Here is a 19,273-nt window from a genome sequence, read left to right as displayed (position 1 = left end):
TCGACGACTCGCGTCAGCCGAAGGCCTGGGGCGGCACGATTGACTCGACGTGCATCACCAGCTCCTCGAGCACCTGCCGCTCGTGGTCGTCCAGCGCCACCTGATTGAGGCGCTCGATCTCGCGCGCGAAGCCGGCCAGGGTCAGGCCCCCCAGGCTGGCATCGTTCATGCGCGCCCAGCGGAACTCCTCCCAGCGCGCCTGCTCCTCGCTGGACAGGGTGTCGGGATAGCTGCGCGCACGAAAGCGAAACAGCATCTCCTCGAGGCGCGGGTCCTGGAAGGCGAAGGCGGTCTCGACCAACTCCCAGGGATCGGTGTCGCGTACCCGCTGCATCTGCTGGCGGTCCGCCGGCGAGAAGAACCCGCCGGAGTAGAGCATCAGATCAGGATCCTGGGGCCCTTCGGGGGGCGGCTCGGCGAACACCGCGGCGGCCTTGCGTGCCGCCTCGGGGTTGGCGCACAGCGCCTGCCAGTGCTGCTCACAGCGCGCACGGTCGAGGGACAGTCGTGTGGCGACGTCCGGGGTCACCGCCTTGATCGGCAGGAGCACCGGGCTCTTGTTGATATGGATCACCTTGAGCGGGATGCGCGTCTCGCCCTCGGCCAGCTCGTCGGCACCAACGAAGACCCGCGCGCGAATCTCCTCCGGCGACAGCGAAAACAGTGGCGCCGGATCATCACCGAGGTCGTAGACGATCACCCCGTTGGGGTTGGTGGGGTGCTCGGCCAGCGGCATTATCAGCGCGCTGCAGCCGCGGCTCGCCGGGTAGCGTCGCGAGACGTGAAGCATCGGCTTGCGCGAGGGGATATCCAGCAGCTTGGCCACCTCGCGCTTGCTGCGCAGTTTCAGCAGGTAGTCGAACAGCTGCGGATTACGCGTCTTGAGCAGCCGCGCCATGGCGATCGTGGCGCGCACGTCGGCCAGGGCATCATGGGCGCCAGCGTGTTCGATGCCGTTAGCCACGGTGAGGTGCTCGAGCTTGAAGCTCGGCGCGCCGTCTTCACGCCGCGGCCATTCGATACCCTCGGGACGCAGGGCGTGGAAGGCACGCACGGCGTCGATCAGGTCCCAGCGCGAGTTGCCGTTCTGCCACTCGCGGGCATAGGGATCGAGGAAATTGCGGTAGAACAGGTGACGGCTGACTTCGTCGTCGAAGCGCAGGCTGTTGTAGCCCAGTGCGCAGGTGCCGGGCTCGCTCATCGCCGCATTAATATGGCCGGCGAACTCTGCCTCGGGCATGCCGCGGCGGCGCGCCTGCTGCGGCGTGATGCCGGTGATCAGGCAGGCCTGGGGGTGCGGTAGGTAGTCGTCGGCCGGCTTGCAGTACCACATCAGCGGCTCGCCGATCTCGTTGAACTCGGCATCGGTGCGGATGGCAGCAAACTGGGAGGGACGGTCACGCCGCGGATCGGCGCCGAAGGTCTCATAATCGTGCCACAGAAAACTCTGCGGCGCGGCAGGGGACTGCGCCATGGGGATAGTCGTCTCTCTTCAGCGGGCCGGGCACCTAGCCTAGCACATCGCCGGGGCCGCGCTCAGCCACCCCGGCGGTTGGCTCAGCTGCGCGGCAGGGTGACGTTGAGTTCGAGCACCGAGCAGTCGTCGTCGCGGTCGAGGCTGATACTGATGGCATCCTGCTCGACCTTGACGTAACGCCGAATCACCTCCAACAGCTCACGCTCCAGCATCGGCATATAGTCCGGCTGATCGCGCTGGCCGCGCTGGTGAGCGACGATGATCTGCAGGCGCTCCTTGGCCACGGACGCACTCTTCTTGCGCTCGCCTCTGAGAAAATCCAGTAGTTTCATCGGCGACCTCCTCCGAATACCCGGCTCAGCAGACTCTTCTTCTGGTACTCATGAAAACGCAGCGGGACGTCCTCGCCGAGCAGCCGCGAGACCGTGTCGGTGTAGGCCTGACCGGCATCGCTGTTGGCGTCGTGGGTGACCGGGATGCCCTGGTTGGAGGCGCGCAGCACGGCCTCGGATTCGGGGATCAGGCCGATCAGGTCGATGGCCAGGATCTCGCGAATGTCCTCGAGGTTGAGCATATCGCCGTGGTCGACCCGCGCCGGGTTGTAGCGGGTGATCAGCAGATGCTCCTTGATCGGATCCTGGTTGCGCTCGGCACGACGGGTCTTCGACGCCAGCAGCCCGAGGATACGGTCGGAGTCGCGCACCGAGGAGACCTCGGGATTGGTCACCACCACCGCTTCGTCGGCAAAATACATCGCCAGCTGTGCGCCGCGCTCGATCCCTGCCGGCGAGTCGCAGAGGATGTAATCGAAGTCCTCCGACAGGCTTTCGAGCACTTTCTCCACGCCTTCGCTGGTCAGGGCATCCTTGTCGCGGGTCTGGGAGGCCGGCAGGATGTGCAGGTTGTCGACCCGCTTGTCGCGGATCAGCGCCTGGTTCAGCCCCGCCTCGCCCTGGATCACATTGACCAGGTCGTAGACCACACGCCGCTCGCAGCCCATGATCAGGTCGAGGTTACGCAGGCCCACGTCGAAATCGATCACGACGGTCTTGTTGCCGCGCAGCGCCAGCCCGGTGGCGATGGCTGCTGCGCTGGTAGTCTTGCCGACCCCACCCTTGCCGGAGGTCACTACGATAATCTTGGCCAAGATAAGCTTCCTGTTGCTATGAGGGGTGTCGTCGTCACGCTCACGTCAGCCCGGCGATGGCCAGCTGGTCGTCGCTGAGACGGACCTGCACCGCGCTGCCCAGCAGTCGCGGGTCGATGTCTTCCAGACGTTTGTAGTTACCGGCCACCGAGAGCAGCTCGGCGTGCAGCTCGCGGCAGAAGATGCCGGCCTGGGCATCGCCATGGATGCCGGCCAGGGCACGGCCGCGCAGCGCCCCGTATACGTGCACGTTACCTGCTGCCAGCACTTCGGCACCGGCATTGACCGCGCCGATGACCACCAGGTCGCCGTCGGGGGCGGTAAGCTGCTGCCCCGAGCGTACCGTGCCACGGTGAATGCGCCCGCCACCGGCCGGCTGCACGCTCTCCGCCGGGGTTTCCGGGGCGGGTGCGGCGACGCTTTCCAGGTTGCGCGGCTTGATCTCCTGGGGCGGAAACCAGCCGAGCCCCAGCGCCCAGGCCGACTGCTTGACCGGGTCGGCGCCACCGCGCACCGCCACTGGCAGCAGCTTATGGGCTCGACACACCGCGCAGATGCGTTCCAGCGCCAGGTGTGGCTCATCGAGCTTCTCGACACTGAGCACCACCGGCGTGTGCTGGAAGAATGCCGGTGACTGGCTGAGCTTGCCGGCCAGCTGCTCTCGGATACGCTCGGGATCGGCACTGGTCAGTTCCATGACCGTCATGGGCAGCATGCCGCCCTTGAAAGTAAAGGCTGTGCTGGCCCTGTCCACGTTCAGGCTCATGGCCGGACTCCAAGTCGGATGATGACAGTAAAGCTAAGCGAGGGGCGCCGCCCCTGCAACTGATCATAAGACCAGCCGCGCGGCTTGTCAGTGTCTCCAGTCGGCAACAGCACTCGCGCCAAGGCCTTTTCCGCTGCCGCATCACATGCTTAGATAACAGGTTGGGGATTTGCAGAGAACAACAATATCCCGCCTTTCACAAGGATATGCCGCGTCATGCCAGGAAGCTTCATGTCAGGTTGGTTTCGTCAGCTGTTCGCGCCGCGCTGGCAGCACCCGGATGCCGAGCGTCGCCGGCAGGCCGCCGGCCAGCTCGATCCCGCCCAGGACGAAGGCCATGCCGCCCTTGTACACCTCGCCGGCGATGCCGATGCGCGGGTCCGCCAGGCCGCGCTGGCCCGCTTCGAGTCCATCGACACGCTGCTGGCACTGGTCGACACTCACCCCAGCCCCGAGCTGCGCGCACGCCTCGCCGCACTGCTGGTCGGCGCGGCGGGCAGCACGCCGCTGGACGACCGCGTGGCCTGGGTCGCAAAACTTGGCGACCAGAGCCTGATCCAGGAGGTTGCCCTGCATGGCGACAACCAGCAGCTGCGCCTGGCCGCCGTGGCCGCTCTGCGCGACGACGACGAAGCCGCGCTGATTGCCCAGGCCTGCGAGAACGGCATCGCCGCCGTACGCCACGCCGCCGCTGTCAGGGTGAGCAGCGAAGCCGGCCTACAGCAGCTCGTCCGCCAGGCGCGTCGCGACAAGCAGGTCGCCCGGCTGGCCCGCGAACGGCTCAATGCCCTGCGTGCCGATGCCGCTCAGCAGACCGCCGCCGAAGCCGAGCGCGAGCGTATCCTCAGCGCCCTGGAGCAGCACGGCCATCACGCCTGGGAGCCGCTCTATGCCGGGCGCTACCGCCACCTGCAGCGCGAGTGGGAGGCACTCAAGGACTTGCCCAGCGCCGAGCAGGAGCGGCGCTACCACGACGCCTGCCTGCTGTGCCGCAAGACCCTTACCGACCACGACGCCCAGCAGCACGTGCATGCCGCCTTCGACCAGCGTCGTGAAGATGCCGACCAGACCCGCGAAGGGCTGCTCGAGGCCCTGGAAGAGACCCTCGAAAGCTTGCGCCGCAGCGAGCATCTGGCCGCCCAGGACATCGACAGCCTGCGCGCCCAGAAGCGCCTGCTGGCGACCCGCTGGCAGGCGTTGTCGGACCATCATGCCCCCGACGACACGCTGCGCCAACGCTACGACCGCGCCCTCGCGGAGTACGACCGCATCGGCCATGCCTGGGAGCGCTTCCGGGCTCGTGCCGCCGAGTTCGACCAGGCCCTGACCGCCTGCGACCGTGAGGCGCTGCAGGCCTTGCTGACGGCCTGCGCCTGGCCCGACGACCTGCCCCCCACCACACTGCTGGCGCGTGCCCGGCGCAGCGCCGAACAGCAGCCGACAGCCCACAGCATGCCCGACCCGAGCCAGTTCCAGCGCGACGTCGACGAGCTCGGCGTGCTGCTCGAGCGTGGCGCCTTCAAGAGCGCCAGCCGCCTGCATCAGCGACTTCGCCAGCGCCTCGATCAATTGCCCGAAGAGCACCGCCGCCGCCATCAGCCGACGCTCAAGCGGCTCGGCGCCCAGCTCGCCGAACTGCGCGACTGGCGCGGCTTCGTTGCCGGCCCCAAACGCGACCAGCTGTGCCAGGCGATTGCCGAGCTGGCCGAGGATACCCAGCTCAGCGATGCCGCCCTGGACCGCCGCCACCGTCAGTTGGTCAAGGAGTGGGCCTCGCTCGGCGATGCCGCCGCCGATCGCGAGCTGTCGACTCATTTTCGCGCCTGTTCGGATCGCATTCATCAGCGCCTGGCAGCGTGGCGCGCGGCGCTCGACGCCGAGCGCCAGCGCAACCTCGAGGCCCGCGAAGCGCTCTGCGAACAGCTCGAAGCGCTGCTCGACAAGCCCGACCCCGAAGCCGACCCCGACGCGCTGCGCGACATTCGCGACCGCGCCCGCGAGCAGTGGCGGCGCTACTCACCGGTACCGCGTGAGCGTGCCGAAGCCGTCGGACGCCGCTTCGGCCGCGTGCGTCACGGCCTGCAGGCGCTGATCGACCAGCGCGCTCAGGCCATTGCCGCCGCCAAACGCGAACTGACCGACGCCGCCCAGGCCCTGCTCGACAGTGACCAGCCCAGCCACCACCGCGCCGAGCAGGCCAAACGTCTGCAGCAGCGCTGGCGAGATCTGGGCCGCGCCCCCAAGGGCGAGGAACAGGCACTGTGGCGGGAGTTCCGCGGCATCTGCGACCGCATCTTCGCTAACCGCGAGGCGGAGCGTAACGACCGTACCGAGCGTGCTCGCCAGCAGCTCGACGCCATGCAGGCATTGATCGACCGCCTCGACGGCTGGCAGCCGGCAACGCTCGAGGACACCACCATCCTGGACGCCGCCATCGTCGAGGCCGAGGCCCTCGAGCCGCTGCCCGCCGGGCGCCGCAGCGACGGCATGCGGCGACGCTGGTCGGGCATCGTGCGTGCGCGCCGCGAACGCCTGGCGCGCCTGGCTGTGTGCGAGGAGGTCAGCCGCTGGCGCGCCCTGCAGCCGCTGCTTAACGCCCATCTGGCGGCCGACGCCACCGTGCTGAGCGGCCAGCCGGCCGGCGACGTCGAGGCCGATGACAGCCTCGGCGGCGACCTGCTCAGCGCCCATCGGCTGCGCAACGCGCGGCGCCGCGAACCACCGCCGCAGGCCGAGGTCGAGGAGTCGCTGGCGCGACTGCGGGTACACCTGGCGCTGCTGGCCGGCAGCCGCGTTGGCCAGCAGGACGACCCGCTGCGTCTGGCGATTCAGGTCGAGCGCCTCAACGAAGGGCTCGGCCGAGAGCTGAGCAAGGCCGAGGAGCTCCACGAGGTGTTGCGCGAGCTATTCGCTACCGGGCCGGTGCCCAGCGAGCTATGGCAGCGCGAGGCTCAGGAACTGGATGCCATCTTTACTCAGCTACTACGCCTGCCACCGCCCTGAAACGCGGAACGCGAGGCCGCAGCCTCGCGTTCCCAAGCGGCACCAACGATCACGATGCCGCGCACTGGCGTACAGCGCTCACCCCATGAACTGGCCACCGTTGATGTCCAGATTAGCGCCGGTGATATAGCCGGCCTGCTTGTCGGCTAGGAACACCACCGCGTGGGCGACCTCCTCGGGCGTCCCGTAGCGTTTCACGGGGATCGCCTCACGGATCGCCTCGCGCACCTTCTCGGGAATCTTCATGATCATGTCGGTGGCGATATAGCCAGGCGACAGGGTGTTGACGGTGATGCCCTTGGTCGCCGTCTCCTGCGCCAGCGCCATGGTCAAGCCATGCATCCCGGCCTTGGCTGCCGAGTAGTTGACCTGGCCGAACTGGCCCTTGCGACCGTTGATCGACGAGATATTGATGATGCGTCCATAGCCCTCCTCAAGCATGTCGTTGATCACGCAGCGGCAGGTGTTGAAGACGCTATTGAGGTTACAATCGATCACCTCGTGCCACTGCTCCGGGCTCATCTTCTTCATGGTGGTGTCGCGGGTGATGCCGGCACAGTTGACCAGCACGCTGACTGGCCCGTAAGTATCGCGAATCTCCTTCGCGCCGGCCTCACAGGCCTCGTAGTCCACCAGATTGGCGCCTGATAGCGCGATATTGTCATAGCCGTCGGCGCGCTGGCTTTCCAGCCAGTTCTTGGCCTTGTCGGGATTGTTATAGCCCGCCACTACCTGATAGCCCGCCTTGGCCAAGGCCTGGCAGATAGCGGTACCGATGCCGCCGGTACCACCGGTGACCCAGGCAACAGGTGCTGAGTTGGTCATATGCGGTTCTCCCTGATACCGACACCGCAACGACGGCGGCGCGGCTCAATGCGTCCAGTCTCGAGTGGTAGGCGCCACTGCCTGGCACCTACCACCCAGTATGGCTGCTCCTCGGCGCTCTGCACGAGCGTTTAACCAACCCTTGACGCAGCGCAAGAATTCTGTAGAATACGCCTCACGTTGATGCGGGGTGGAGCAGTCTGGTAGCTCGTCGGGCTCATAACCCGAAGGTCATCGGTTCAAATCCGGTCCCCGCTACCAAACATAGAAAGAAGCCAATTCCTTAGGGAGTTGGCTTTTTTCATGCCCGATGACCGGTCATCGGTTCGCTTTGGTTTCAAGGTCGGCGGGCCCCGCTACTGGCTGCTCACCTCACTCGTCGAGATGCCCGGCCACTGTCGGCGCCATGCCAAGCCGGCCGATGCCGGGCAGCTTGAGCGCCGGGCGCAACGGGTCGATGCCGAAGGTCAGCCCAAGCAGGGTGATCTCGAGGCCTTCGACACGTGCAACGCTGACCCCGAACAGCCCGCCCAGCGCCAGTTGGTAGCCGCTGCCGCTGGTGGTGGGCGCCCACCACTCGCCGAACAAGTAGTCGCGGCCGACCGCGGTCACCGGCAGCGCCACCTCGAAGCCCGGCACCTCGCGCATTACCCAGGCCACGAAGGAGTTGCTGTTGGGCCCCGGCCAGGCGCGGTAGCGACCGGGCTCCGGGTAGTCGGCGATGGCCGCGTCGATCAGCGGTACCAGCACCGCCGCCGCTTCGCCGCGATAGTCGGCCAGCAGCGTCGGCGGATTGCCGAACCAGGCGCGATCCGGGGTATCGACCCCGGACACCACCGTGGGCCGGCGCCAGCTCAGCACGTGATGCAGGCGAAAGTCCTCCTCGCCCTCGGCGCGGGTGGCGATCCAGGTATGTACGCCGAAGGCGCCGCGCCAGCCGAAAGCGCGCGCGGCATAGACCTGTACCACCGGCGTGCCGGAGGACTCCGGCGCCAATCCGGCCGGCGTACGCTCCGCCGCCGACCAGTGACGCCCCAGCGGGACCTCACCGCTGGCCAGCATCCACAGCGGGCCGGCCAGCAGCAGGGCTACCACCAACAGCACGACTCCCATGCTGCGCAGTACGATTTTCATCGTGTGTTTCTCCCAGCCTGGCGAGCAAATACCCGCGCGGGGCTTGAATCCCGCCGCCGCGGCCCGCATCTTGCGTGTAAATCCGCCTGCTTCAAGGTCATATTGTATGCCTATCGTCGATCCCAACAGCGGTCAGCCGCTGACCAGTCCCGACTCCGCCGAGGCCAATGCTGCCGCACCGGCCGACGTCATTGTCGACATCGACATGAGTAACTTCCAGCAGGTAGTGCTGGAAGGGTCGATGCAGACCCCGGTGCTGCTCGACTGCTGGGCGCCCTGGTGCGAGCCGTGCAAGAACCTGATGCCGATCCTCGAAAAGCTGGCGGTGGAGTACAACGGTGCTTTCATCCTCGCCAAGCTCAATATCGAGGAGCATCAGCAGATCGCCGCCCAGTTGGGCATCCGTTCGGTACCCGACGTCAAGCTGATCATGCAGGGCCAGCTGTACGATGAGTTCCAGGGCGCGCTGCCCGAGAAACAGATCCGCGAGTGGCTGGCAAAGTACATCCAGCCGCCGGAGGATGCACCGCAGAGCCCCGAGGAGCAGGCCCAGGCGGCCTTGGACGCTGGCGATCCCGCCACGGCACGCGGCATCTTCGAGCAGTTATCGCAGGCGCACCCCGATCACGTCGATTACCGTATCGACCTGGCCGGCGCCCTGCTCGCCGAGGGCAATCCCGACCGCGCACGCGCCATCCTCGACGGTCTCGCCCCGGAGGACCGCGATGCCCCCAAGGCGCGCGGCGTACGAGCGCGCCTGGAGTTCGGCGAAGAAGCGCCCAGCGCCGAACAGCTGGCTGCCCTGGAGGGCCGCGACGACAGCGAGGCGAACTACCTGCGCGCCCTGCGCAGGGTCGCCGACGGCGACTACGAGACCGGCCTAGAGGGACTGCTTAAATTGATGCAGCGCGATCGCGCCTATGGCGACGACCTGGCCCGCAAGACCCTGCTGCGGGTCTTCGATGCGCTGGGCGCCAACCACCCGCTGACGGTCACCTATCGCCGCCGCCTGTTCGCCATGATGTACTGAGTGGCTATTGACGCAGCCGGGCATCGAGTCGAGCTAACGCCGTCTCGAGCTGCGCGTCGGTGGTGCCGAAGTTGAGCCGCACGAAGCCCGGCCAGCCGAAGTCGGTGCCGTCGGAGAGCGCCACCCCGGTGTCGCGCAGCAGGGTCTGCTGGGGGCAGTCGCCGAGGCCGGCATGGCGCATGTCGAGCCAGGCCAGGTAGGTCGATTGCGGTGGGTGCATGTGCACTCCCGGCCAGGTCGCCACTCGCTCGGCCAGCCGCTGGCGGTGTCCGCGCAGCACCTCGAGCAGCGCCTGGCGCCACGCGTCACCCTCGGCGTAGGCCGCTTCGGCGGCGACCAGCCCGAGCACGTTGGGATCCGACTGCAGCCCTTTCATCTGCTCGGCGAAGCGCCGCCGCAGTTCGGGCTCGGGAATCACCGCACAGGCGCAGGTCAGGCCGGCCAGGTTGAAGGTCTTGGAGGGCGCCCACAGGGTGATAATGCGCGCCGCCAGCGCCGGGAAGGCGGCCGCCAGCGGCCGGTGCCTGGCGCCCTCATCGAGCAACAGGTCGCAGTGCAGCTCGTCGGAGACCACCAGCAGGTCGTGTTTCTCGACCAGCGCGGCAAGCCCGGCCAGTTCCTGCTGCTGCCAGACGCGACCGGTGGGATTGTGCGGCTGGCACCATAGCAGCAGCCGCGTGTCAGCACTGATCGCCGCCTCCAGTGCCTCGAGGTCTAGCCGCCAGGGCTCACCAGGCGCCGTCGGTTCGGCCAGCGGCGCCTGCTGCGCCACCCGTCCGGTGCGCTCGGCGACCTTGAGGAACGGCGGGTAGATCGGCGTCACCGTGAGGACCCCGTCACCGGGCTCGGTAAGTGCCATACTGGCCAGGTGCAGCGCCGGGACCACGCCGGGCAGCCATAGCTGCCAGTGTGGCTCGATCGGCCAGTCGTAGTGCTTGGCACTCCAGTCGCACAGCGTGCGGCGCAGGCTGTCGGGCACCAGGCCATAGCCGAATACGCCGTGGGCGACCCGCGCCTGTAGCGACTCGAGCACCGCCGGCGGCGAGACGAAGTCCATGTCGGCGACCCACAGCGGCAGCACATCGTCGCCGTAGCGGTGCCACTTCTGCGACGGCCACTCGGGGTGTTCCAGGCGCCCGCCGGGCGGATGCCGACGCGCCACCGGCGTGGCAAAATCGAATTGCATGATGTGCCTCCATTCACCGCTCAGCCAAGGAATCGTCTTTGAACATGCCTGAAAGCCCCTTCTATGCCAAGGCCATGCGCGGCGCCTCAAAGCTGGTCGGCCACTGGCTGCTGCTGGGCCAGGCCGACCCCGACCGCCTGGCGATGATTCTCGCCGACACCGCCCGGGTGGCCAAGCTCGGCGAACCCGAGGAGACGCCCGATGGCGCCACCCTCGGCGCCTGGAGCGGCGATGCCACGCCGCCGTTGTGGGCGGCCCGCGCCGCGACCTTCCTGCTGCTGCAGATGCCGGCCAAGCCGCTACCCCGCGACGAATTCGAGGCCTGCGCCTGGGCTTACTGCTGGCTGCGACTGCGCCATTTCGAGTCGCTCGCCGATGCCCAGGCGGCGCTGCCGGCGCACCTCGCCGAGCCGCTGGCCGAGGCATTGCCCGCAGCCTGGCACGATCATCAGCGGCTGCGCCTGATATAATCTGCCATTTGTACGAGGAGCTAGCATGGATGTCTCGCTGAGCTGGCAGTTGGCCAAGCGCGTCGTCTCTCTGGGCCTCTCCCCCATCACCGTGCCGGTCAGCGCGCGTAGCGCGGGTCTGCTGGCCTGTGTCCACCGCAACGGCCTGGGCGGATCGCAGCGGCTGAGCCGGGAGGCTTGCCCATGACGCCGGCGATCAAGGCGCTGAAACGCGCCAAGGTATCCCACCAGGTGCTCGACTACCCCCACGATCCACGTGCGCCGGCCTATGGCCTGGAGGCCGTCGAGGCGCTCGGCCTGGCCCCGCAGAGTGTGTTCAAGACGTTGCTGGCGCAGCTCGACGATGGCCGCCTGGTGGTGGCCATGGTGCCGGTCGATGCCCAGCTCGACCTCAAGGCCCTGGCGCGAACCGCCGGCGCGCGCAAGGCCGCCATGGCCGAGCCCAGCGACGCCGAGCGTGCCACCGGCTATGTGCTCGGCGGCATCAGCCCACTGGGGCAGAAGAAGCGCCTGGCGACCTTTATCGACGCCAGCATCGAGGGGCGCGACCCGGTGCATGTCAGCGGCGGGCGCCGTGGCCTGGAGATCGCCCTGGCCAGTGCCGACCTGATCGCCCTGACCGACGCCAAGCTCGCCCCGCTGGCGCGCTAATCGAGCCGAACGCCAGGCGATGCTGTCTCAATGCCACGCCCTTGCTCAGGGAGCTCCATGGTGATCCGCTACAATCTCTGGCTGGACCCCGACAACACCGCCCAGCACCGTGCGGTGGAAGCCGACCTGGAGCGCTACTTCATGGAGCGCTTCGCCGACTACCCGCACATCCGCTTGTTCGGGGCCGATCCCTACGATTATGATGCCCCGTTCAATCGTCTCTACGACGTGCTGATGGCCCGCGCCGCCGAGTACTGCGAGCGCCAGTGGCGCTACGTGGCGACCCCGGTGCAGCTCAACCAGGCATTCTTTCGCGCCGTGGGCCGCTCGAACAAATTCCTGCGAGATCCCGACGATGGTGCTCCACCCCGACACGATGCCTGATGAACGCCAGTTGACGACCATCACCCAACAGCTGGGCCGCATGCCACGTGGCATCCAGGCCCTGGCGGCTACCGACGTCGAGGGCACGCCGCTGGTGCTGAGGATGGCGTCGATCATCGATGGCAAGCCCTTCCCGACCCTCTATTGGCTCAGCTCCGAGCGCCTCAAGGTCGAGATTTCGCATATCGAGGCCGCCGGGGTGATCAAGTCGTTGGAGGCACGCCTGCAGGAGGATCCGGCGTTTCTCGCCGCCTACCACGACAGCCATCGCGACTACGTCGCCCAGCGCTGGCAGCACATGCCCACCGAGCAGCAGGCCGAGGCCGAGCGACTCGGCTATGCGGCGCTGCTTCGTGAACGCGGTATCGGCGGTATCGCCAACTGGGATCAGGTGCGCTGCCTGCACACCCAATACGCGCATCATCTGTGCGGACACAACGTGATCGGCCAGTGGCTGGACGCCGAATATGGCATCGCCGACTGCCTGCCCTGAGACCACGACGATGCTAGGATAGAGGGCCATTCAAGGAGGGCGTCATGGCCAATATCTGTGTCTATCTCGGCTCACGCGAGGGTCGCGAGCCATACTTTCGCGCTGCCACCGAAGCTCTGGGTGCCGAGATCGCCCGGCGCGGTCATCGTCTGGTCTACGGCGGCGCACGCATCGGCCTGATGGGGGCACTGGCGGATGCCGCCATGGCCAAGGGCGGCGAGGTCATCGGCGTGATGCCGCACCACCTGGTCGAGCGTGAGCAGGCGCACCACGGTCTCACTGAGCTGATTCGCGTGGCCAACATGCATGAACGCAAGGCCAGCATGGCGGCTCGCGCCGACGCCTTCATCGCACTGCCCGGCGGCATCGGCACCCTTGAAGAGCTGTTCGAGGCCTGGACCTGGCAGTATCTCGGCCTGCACGACAAGCCGATCGGCGTGCTCGACACAGGCGGCTTCTACGCCCCGCTGCTGGGCTTTCTCGACAGCACCGTGGCCCACGGTTTCCTCAATCCCGAAACCCGCGCCAACCTGCTCTCGGCCGAGACGCCCGCCGCGCTGCTGGCCCACCTCGAGTCACGCCTGATCGGCTGAGAGCGACGCTCACAGCCCGCGGCGACGATGCGCCGCCTTGGCATCGACCAGCGCCCGGGTGCGGGCATAGGTCAGCTGCAGCAGCCGAGCATCCTCCCCAGCGCGGTGGCGCTGAATGTCGCGTTCGCGGATCAGGGTTTCCTTGGTGGCCTGCCACAGTGCTAGCTGCTCGTCGCACAGCAGACGGCGCAGCGCCTCGAGACGGAAACGCGGCAGCATGCCCGCATGGTGGAACAGCAGCGATAGCCAAGTGTTGTCATAGCCCCAGCTATCGCTGTAGGCCACCCCCAGCTCGGCGAGCTCGTCGTTGAGCCAGCGCGCCACCTCGATCACCGGATGCCCCTCGCGAGCCAGGCGGTTGCGCGAGATGCCGTGCAGCAGCTCGGCCTTGGGATCCCAGTGGGTCCACTCGGCCAGCGGCTGGATAAGGAAGGCGCAGCACGAACCATCCGGCCGCGCCAGGCCCACCTCGATCGGGTAGCTACCGCGTCCGAATCCGGACGCTTCGATATCCAGCAGGGTAGGCAAGGCCACGTGGTAGGCATCCTCTGAAAGCGCATAGGCCCGATCGAATGCTCGATCAGGCCTATAGGGTAAGGGCTTAGCGCGCCGCGGTCGACTAGTGGCAGGTGGCCGCTTGAGGCATGTCGAGGCCGGCATGCTGGTCGGCCAGTCGCTGCCAGTATTCGGCGCGCTGGCAGTCCACGGCCAGGCCCAACTGCCCATGACGGTAGGCATCGGCCAAGCGCGCCGCCGCCAGCGCATGACCGGCTTCACCGGCACGTGCATACCAGGTCACCGCATGATCGTCGCGGCGCGGGTATTGGGCGCAGCCGTGCTCGTAGATCGCCCCGGCCTGATACTGGGCACGCTCGTCGCCACTGTGGGCGGCCTGCAGTACATAGCGCGCCCCCTTGGCCTTGTCCTGGGGACTGACACCACGATGAAACAGCATATGCCCATAGACCGACAGCGCAGCAGTATGGCCGGCTTCGGCACAGCGCTGGAAGAGGTGCATGGTCAGGCGCTGGGTACGCGGCGAGCGCGGCAGCCAACGAGTATGAAACAGCTGTTCCGCCAGACGGTACTCGAGACGGGTGAACAGTGAAGATGCCTGCGGCATGGCAAACAACCTTGAATCCTGTGACCGGTGCAATGATCTCGGCGGCACTACCCTGTACCTGATCATCGACTCTCTAAACGACTGGCTATCCGGGCTCCGCCGGGCCAACGGGGTCGCAAGCATACGCCCCCTGCACAGGCGACTCAACCCCCCGACATTTGCCGCTTTGGTAGCCCCCCGCTACCATGCCTCTGGCACCCGTTCCGTTCTTTCCCCGATCTGGAGTGACGAATGCAGATTCGACCCCTTGGCGATACCGGTATCGACGTCAGCCGGCTGTGCCTTGGCACCATGACCTTCGGCGAGCAGAACAGCGAGGCCGAAGCCCATGAGCAGCTCGACCGCGCCGTGGCGTTCGGTATTAACTTCATCGATACCGCCGAGATGTACCCGGTGCCACCCAAGGCCGACACCCAGGGCCGTACCGAGGCCTATATTGGCAGCTGGCTCAAGCGCCGCGGCGCCCGCGACGATGTGATCATCGCCACCAAGGCGGCGGGGCCCGGACTCGACCATATCCGCGGCGGCCCACGTATGTCCCGCTCACATATTCACAAGGCCATCGACGCCAGCCTGTCCCGGTTGCAGACCGACTATGTCGACCTCTACCAGCTGCACTGGCCGGATCGCACCACCAACTACTTCGGCCGCCTCGGCTACGTGCACGACGACGAAGAGGACGCCATTGCGCTGGAGGAGACCCTGGCCGCACTAAAGGAGCTGGTCGAGGCCGGCAAGGTGCGCGCCATCGGCCTCTCCAACGAGACGCCCTGGGGGGTGATGCGCTGCCTGCGACTGGCCGAGACTCTCGACGTGCCCCGCGTCGCCAGCGTGCAGAACCCCTACAACCTGCTCAATCGCAGCTTCGAGGTGGGCCTGGCCGAAATCGCTCACCGTGAAGGCGTTGGCCTGCTCGCCTATTCGCCGCTGGGCTTCGGCGTGCTGTCGGGCAAGTACCTCGACGGCGCCCGCCCGCCCAAGGGCCGCCTGACGCTCTTTGAACGCTTCAAGCGCTACACCTCCGAGGTCGCCGAGGAGGCCACCCGTGCCTACGTGCAGATCGCTCGCGAGCACGGCCTCGACCCGGCGCAGATGGCGCTCGCCTACGTCAATTCACGACCCTTCCTGACCAGCAACATTATTGGCGCCACCAACATGGAGCAGCTCGAGTCCAACCTGGCCAGTGAGTCGCTGAGGCTCGACCAGGAAGTGCTCGAAGCCATCGAGGCGGTACACCGCCGCCTGCCCACCCCCTGCCCCTGACGTCCAGGGCGCGGCCTATCGCCTCGATAGCCGCGCCCACCGGGTGGGCTTGATATACTGGCGGCAGCCACATTCCCGGGTTACAAGGAGCGCCCCATGCTGAGCGTGATATCCCCCGCCAAGACACTCGATTTCGAGACCTCGCCCTCGACCACGACCCACAGCCTGCCGGACTACCTCGACCACAGCCAGCAGCTGATCGACATCCTGCGCGACTACTCTCCACAGCGGCTCTCGGAACTGATGGGCATCAGTGACAAGCTGGCCGGCCTCAACGCCGCGCGTTTTGCCGAGTGGCAGCCGCCGTTCGATCTCGACAACGCCAAGCAGGCTGCCCAGGCCTTCCAGGGCGACGTCTACGTGGGGCTGGAGGCAGACCGGTTCAGCGAGGAGGACAACGCCTTCGCCCAGGAACACCTGCGGATCCTCTCCGGCCTCTACGGCCTGCTCAAGCCACTCGACCTGATCCAGCCCTATCGGCTGGAGATGGGCACCCGTCTGCCCAACAACGCCGGCAAGGACCTGTATGCGTTCTGGAAGCCGATCCTGACCCGCGAGCTAGACCGGGCCATCGCCCGCAGCGGCAGCAAGGTGTTGGTCAACCTGGCCTCCAACGAGTATTTCAAGGCCATCGACGCCAAGGCACTCGATGCCGAGGTCATCACCCCGGTATTCAAGGATGCCAAAAACGGCCAGTACAAGATCATCAGCTTCTACGCCAAGAAGGCCCGCGGCCTGATGAGCGCCTGGATCATTCGCCAGCGCCTCAACCACGCCGCCGACCTCAAGGAGTTCGATGTCGCCGGCTATCGCTATCACCCGGCGATGTCGGAGGGCGGCACCTTGGTCTTCACCCGCGAGGAGGGCGCTAGCTGAAGGCCAACGGGCGCACCGCGCGTTCGCGCAACAAACGACGGTGGATATCCTTGAAACGCGCATCGTCGCAGCGCTTCAGCCACTCGTAGGCGACCATGTCGGCACTCACCGCCACCGCTCCCGCCTGCACGGCGCGCTGCCTGGCCAATCGCGCCTCATCGCGACGGCGACTGACGGTGGCCTCGTCCAGCCAGAACACCGCATAGCCCGCCTCGAGCAAGCCGAGCGCTGTCTGCAGCACGCAGATATGCGCCTCGGCCCCGCATAGCACGATCTGGCGTCGCCCACTAGCCGCCAGCGCCTCGGCCAGGGACGGCTCATCCAATGCGCCGAAGTGTGACTTCTGCCAGCAGCGCGCATGCGGCAAGGCCTCTAGCAAGCGCGGGTCGCTATGCCCCAGGCCTGCCGGATACTGCTCGGTCAGCCATACCGGCACCTCCAGTTGAGTGGCCAGTCGCCCCAGCCACACCGCCTCAGTCACCGCTTGCTCACCGCCATCGATCACCGGCAGCAGCCGCGCCTGCAGATCGACCACCATCACCAGGCTATCCTCCAACACCATGCGCATTGCGCGTCCTCATCTCGATCTGCGGGCATTCAGCATAGCCCCGCAACAGGGTATTCTTGAAGCCTACCGATGACCGATGACGAGACCTCGTACGATGCGCAATCTGTTTGTGATGCTGCTGGTCGGCATGATGGGCTTCGGCCTTGCTATTGCGTATGCCGAGGCGCGCCGCATGGGCGGCGGTGGCAGTATCGGCAGCTTCTCGCGTTCTGCCGATCGCCCGGCGTCGACGCCAGCCCAGGCCGGGCAGCCCGCCAATGCCACACAGGCAGGGGCCCGTGCCGGTGGCATGATGGGCGGCCTGTTGGCCGGCGGGCTGCTCGCAGCGCTGTTCTTCGGCGGCGCCTTCGACGAGCTACGACTGATGGATATCCTGCTGATGGCGGGGCTCGGTTGCCTGCTGTTCCGGCTGCTGGCGCGTCGTCGGCTGGCCGCGGCCGGTAACGAGCAGGCGGCTCCTCATGGCGAGGCGCACGCTCAGGCGTTCCAGGTCGCCTCTGGCGCTATGCTGGGCGCAGGCGCCAGGCTCGATAACCTGCCAGCCTGGTTCGACAAGGAGCGCTTCTTGGGCAGCGCCAAGGAGCACTTCATGACCCTGCAGCGGGCCTGGGACAACAACGACCTGGCCAGCCTCCAGGAGTACGTGACTCCCGAGCTATACAACCTGCTGTGCGAGGAGCGTGCCCGGCACCCGGCCAACAATCGTACCGAGATCATTCGCCTGTTCGCCGAGCTAGGTGATGTGAGTGAGATCGGCAGACAAGCCGAGGCCACGGTGATCTTCCACGGCATTCTCGACGAGAACGGCACCCAGACCGAATTCAACGAGACCTGGCATCTGACGCGCGACCTGCGCGATGGCGCCCCTTGGTACCTGCAGGGCATCGAGCAGAACGCCGGCCACTGAATGCCAGCGTATTAGTCACGACAAAGGCCAGGTAATGCCTGGCCTTTGTTATGATTCTATTACGTAAGAATACGTACTTAGTTCTGAGCGTCTTCAGCGCTCTCCTGAATATTCTCGCCCAGCTCCTCCATGCCTTCCCCGGCATCTTCCATGGCGTCGTCGATATTTTCACCCGCTTCCTCTGCCGGGCCTTGATCATCGCAAGCCGCAACTCCGCCAAGGATCATGGCCATCAGCACTGCCAGTCCAAGCTTCCGCAGTATCGTCGTCTTCATCCTTGTCTCCTCCTGAGAACATCGAGTATGCCTTGATCTTCATTACGCTAACCAGGCTACCCGATTATTGCGCAAGTCGCCGACACTAGCAAAATATCCAGCGCAGTATCCAGCCCGCCGAAGACCCCACCGAATAGAAGGAGCTAGCCCCCAAACGACGAAGCCCCGGCCATTGGCCGGGGCTTCTGAATAAGTGCCTGACGATGGCATATCTCGCATGGGGGTGAGACCGCCCAGCCCTTCGCGGCACCGCCGCGAGGGCGGTCGAACGCCCCGAGCTGGCGAGGGGCCGGCCCGCGAAGCGGCCCCACATATAAAGAGCGGGTTTCCCCATGCCCATGAAAAAACCCCAAGCACTGGATGCTCGGGGTTTTTTCGGGATAGGTGCCTGACGATGTTCGGGCCGGCCATCCGGCGGGCGGCGCTCCGCTACTCTTCATGGGGAGACCCCCAAACGACGAAGCCCCGACCATCTCATGATGATCGGGGCTTCTAAATAAGTGCCTGACGATGACATATCTCGCATGGGGGTGAGACCGCCCAGCCCTTCGCGGCACCGCCGCGGGGGCGGTCGAACGCCCCGAGCTGGCGAGGGGCCGGCCCGCGAAGCGGCCCCACATATAAAGAGCGGGGTTTCCCCATGCCCATGAAAAAACCCCAAGCACTTGCGTACTCGGGGTTTCTTCGAAATAAGTGCCTGACGATGACCTACTCTCGCATGGGGAGACCCCACACTACCATCGGCGCTGAGCGGTTTCACTGCTGAGTTCGGCATGGGATCAGGTGGTTCCCGCACGCTATGGTCGTCAGGCGAAAAACAGAGGAATCATGCCGACGCGATACGTCTCAACGCATCCGTCAATTGTCACGTAATCCACAGACCCCTTGGGGTTATATGGTCAAGCCTCACGGGCCATTAGTACACGTTAGCTCAACACATTGCTGTGCTTCCACACCGTGCCTATCAACCAGCTAGTCTCGCTGGGCCCTTCAGGAGGCGTAAAGCCTCAGGGAAGTCTCATCTTGAAGGGGGCTTCCCGCTTAGATGCTTTCAGCGGTTATCCTGTCCGCACATAGCTACCCGGCAATGCCACTGGCGTGA

At 66.3% G+C, this 19,273-nt stretch carries 22 protein-coding genes, 1 tRNA gene and 2 rRNA genes; 12 read left to right on the top strand and 13 right to left on the bottom strand.

Annotated features, from left to right (window positions below):
- Positions 1-13: 13 nt before the first annotated feature.
- From sbcB to minC, 4 genes are all read right to left on the bottom strand, one after another.
- A complete protein-coding gene (gene sbcB, locus CK498_RS13260; RefSeq protein ID WP_095621359.1) occupies positions 14-1,474 on the bottom strand; it encodes an exodeoxyribonuclease I in 1,461 nt (486 codons plus the stop codon).
- Between the two features lie 83 nt (positions 1,475-1,557).
- Positions 1,558-1,809, bottom strand: coding sequence for a cell division topological specificity factor MinE (gene minE / locus CK498_RS13255; protein WP_095621358.1), 252 nt, complete (start codon positions 1,807-1,809; stop codon positions 1,558-1,560).
- Positions 1,806-2,624 carry a septum site-determining protein MinD gene (minD, locus tag CK498_RS13250; protein ID WP_095621357.1) on the bottom strand — a complete coding sequence of 273 codons (819 nt, stop codon included), beginning with the start codon at positions 2,622-2,624 and terminating at the stop codon, positions 1,806-1,808. Before minD ends, minE begins: the two co-directional genes overlap by 4 nt.
- A gap of 40 nt (positions 2,625-2,664) precedes the next feature.
- Positions 2,665-3,390 (bottom strand): septum site-determining protein MinC, encoded by a 726-nt coding sequence (gene minC, locus CK498_RS13245; RefSeq protein WP_095621356.1) that lies wholly within the window; start codon positions 3,388-3,390, stop codon positions 2,665-2,667.
- A 231-nt stretch (positions 3,391-3,621) separates the two neighbouring features.
- Between minC and CK498_RS13240 the strand changes: the two genes are divergently transcribed.
- Positions 3,622-6,393, top strand: coding sequence for a DUF349 domain-containing protein (locus CK498_RS13240; protein WP_095621355.1), 2,772 nt, complete (start codon positions 3,622-3,624; stop codon positions 6,391-6,393).
- A gap of 78 nt (positions 6,394-6,471) precedes the next feature.
- Here the strand turns inward: CK498_RS13240 and phbB are convergent, their stop codons facing one another.
- Positions 6,472-7,218, bottom strand: a complete 747-nt coding sequence (gene phbB / locus CK498_RS13235) for an acetoacetyl-CoA reductase (protein WP_095621354.1) — start codon at positions 7,216-7,218, stop codon at positions 6,472-6,474.
- A 184-nt stretch (positions 7,219-7,402) separates the two neighbouring features.
- Here phbB and CK498_RS13230 point away from each other — a divergent pair.
- Positions 7,403-7,479, top strand: a tRNA-Met gene (locus tag CK498_RS13230).
- Between the two features lie 111 nt (positions 7,480-7,590).
- Here the strand turns inward: CK498_RS13230 and CK498_RS13225 are convergent.
- Positions 7,591-8,352, bottom strand: coding sequence for a DUF3750 domain-containing protein (locus CK498_RS13225; RefSeq protein ID WP_095621353.1), 762 nt, complete (start codon positions 8,350-8,352; stop codon positions 7,591-7,593).
- Between the two features lie 106 nt (positions 8,353-8,458).
- Between CK498_RS13225 and CK498_RS13220 the strand changes: the two genes are divergently transcribed.
- A complete protein-coding gene (locus CK498_RS13220; RefSeq protein WP_095621352.1) occupies positions 8,459-9,382 on the top strand; it encodes a thioredoxin family protein in 924 nt (307 codons plus the stop codon).
- 4 nt (positions 9,383-9,386) lie between these two features.
- Here the strand turns inward: CK498_RS13220 and CK498_RS13215 are convergent, their stop codons facing one another.
- Entirely contained in the window at positions 9,387-10,568 is a 1,182-nt protein-coding gene (locus CK498_RS13215) for a MalY/PatB family protein (protein ID WP_095621351.1), read from the bottom strand.
- Between the two features lie 44 nt (positions 10,569-10,612).
- On the opposite strand from CK498_RS13215, the gene CK498_RS13210 reads away from it, so the two are divergent.
- The 6 genes from CK498_RS13210 to CK498_RS13190 are packed head-to-tail and all read left to right on the top strand — an operon-like array spanning position 10,613 to position 13,159.
- A complete protein-coding gene (locus CK498_RS13210) occupies positions 10,613-11,038 on the top strand; it encodes a hypothetical protein (RefSeq protein ID WP_095621350.1) in 426 nt (141 codons plus the stop codon).
- A gap of 25 nt (positions 11,039-11,063) precedes the next feature.
- Positions 11,064-11,225 (top strand): hypothetical protein, encoded by a 162-nt coding sequence (locus CK498_RS26185; RefSeq protein ID WP_176475795.1) that lies wholly within the window; start codon positions 11,064-11,066, stop codon positions 11,223-11,225.
- A complete protein-coding gene (gene ybaK, locus CK498_RS13205) occupies positions 11,222-11,689 on the top strand; it encodes a Cys-tRNA(Pro) deacylase (RefSeq protein WP_095621349.1) in 468 nt (155 codons plus the stop codon). The genes CK498_RS26185 and ybaK overlap by 4 nt, the downstream gene beginning before the upstream one ends.
- A 57-nt stretch (positions 11,690-11,746) precedes the next feature.
- Positions 11,747-12,073: a hypothetical protein gene (locus CK498_RS13200; RefSeq protein WP_095621348.1), complete on the top strand. Its 327-nt coding sequence runs from the start codon at positions 11,747-11,749 to the stop codon at positions 12,071-12,073.
- Complete coding sequence (locus tag CK498_RS13195) at positions 12,045-12,566, top strand: DUF501 domain-containing protein (RefSeq protein WP_095621347.1); 522 nt, start codon at positions 12,045-12,047, stop codon at positions 12,564-12,566. Before CK498_RS13200 ends, CK498_RS13195 begins: the two co-directional genes overlap by 29 nt.
- A 44-nt stretch (positions 12,567-12,610) precedes the next feature.
- Positions 12,611-13,159, top strand: a complete 549-nt coding sequence (locus CK498_RS13190) for an LOG family protein (protein ID WP_095621346.1) — start codon at positions 12,611-12,613, stop codon at positions 13,157-13,159.
- A 9-nt stretch (positions 13,160-13,168) separates the two neighbouring features.
- Here the strand turns inward: CK498_RS13190 and CK498_RS13185 are convergent, their stop codons facing one another.
- Positions 13,169-13,693, bottom strand: a complete 525-nt coding sequence (locus CK498_RS13185) for a hypothetical protein (RefSeq protein ID WP_095621345.1) — start codon at positions 13,691-13,693, stop codon at positions 13,169-13,171.
- Positions 13,694-13,778: 85 nt separating this feature from the next.
- Positions 13,779-14,282 (bottom strand): tetratricopeptide repeat protein, encoded by a 504-nt coding sequence (locus tag CK498_RS13180; protein ID WP_095621761.1) that lies wholly within the window; start codon positions 14,280-14,282, stop codon positions 13,779-13,781.
- A gap of 231 nt (positions 14,283-14,513) precedes the next feature.
- Here CK498_RS13180 and CK498_RS13175 point away from each other — a divergent pair, with 231 nt between their 5' ends.
- A complete protein-coding gene (locus tag CK498_RS13175) occupies positions 14,514-15,545 on the top strand; it encodes an NADP(H)-dependent aldo-keto reductase (RefSeq protein ID WP_095621344.1) in 1,032 nt (343 codons plus the stop codon).
- A gap of 96 nt (positions 15,546-15,641) precedes the next feature.
- Positions 15,642-16,421, top strand: a complete 780-nt coding sequence (gene yaaA / locus CK498_RS13170) for a peroxide stress protein YaaA (protein WP_095621343.1) — start codon at positions 15,642-15,644, stop codon at positions 16,419-16,421.
- On the opposite strand, the gene CK498_RS13165 is transcribed toward yaaA, so the two are convergent.
- Positions 16,414-16,989: an isochorismatase family protein gene (locus CK498_RS13165; protein WP_095621342.1), complete on the bottom strand. Its 576-nt coding sequence runs from the start codon at positions 16,987-16,989 to the stop codon at positions 16,414-16,416. The genes yaaA and CK498_RS13165 overlap by 8 nt on opposite strands.
- A 94-nt stretch (positions 16,990-17,083) precedes the next feature.
- On the opposite strand from CK498_RS13165, the gene CK498_RS13160 reads away from it, so the two are divergent.
- A complete protein-coding gene (locus tag CK498_RS13160; RefSeq protein WP_095621341.1) occupies positions 17,084-17,896 on the top strand; it encodes a Tim44 domain-containing protein in 813 nt (270 codons plus the stop codon).
- Between the two features lie 77 nt (positions 17,897-17,973).
- Here CK498_RS13160 and CK498_RS13155 read toward each other — a convergent pair whose 3' ends face one another.
- From CK498_RS13155 to CK498_RS13145, 3 genes are all read right to left on the bottom strand, one after another.
- A complete protein-coding gene (locus tag CK498_RS13155) occupies positions 17,974-18,171 on the bottom strand; it encodes a hypothetical protein (RefSeq protein WP_095621340.1) in 198 nt (65 codons plus the stop codon).
- A gap of 695 nt (positions 18,172-18,866) precedes the next feature.
- Positions 18,867-18,982, bottom strand: a 5S ribosomal RNA gene (gene rrf, locus CK498_RS13150).
- Positions 18,983-19,066: 84 nt separating this feature from the next.
- Positions 19,067-19,273, bottom strand: a 23S ribosomal RNA gene (locus tag CK498_RS13145); the annotation flags it as partial.

It is taken from the genome of Halomonas salipaludis (assembly GCF_002286975.1).
GTDB classification, from domain to species: domain Bacteria; phylum Pseudomonadota; class Gammaproteobacteria; order Pseudomonadales; family Halomonadaceae; genus Franzmannia; species Franzmannia salipaludis.
The sequence above is the reverse complement of the archived record's forward strand: the minus strand, read 5'-3'. Positions and strand labels throughout refer to the sequence as shown.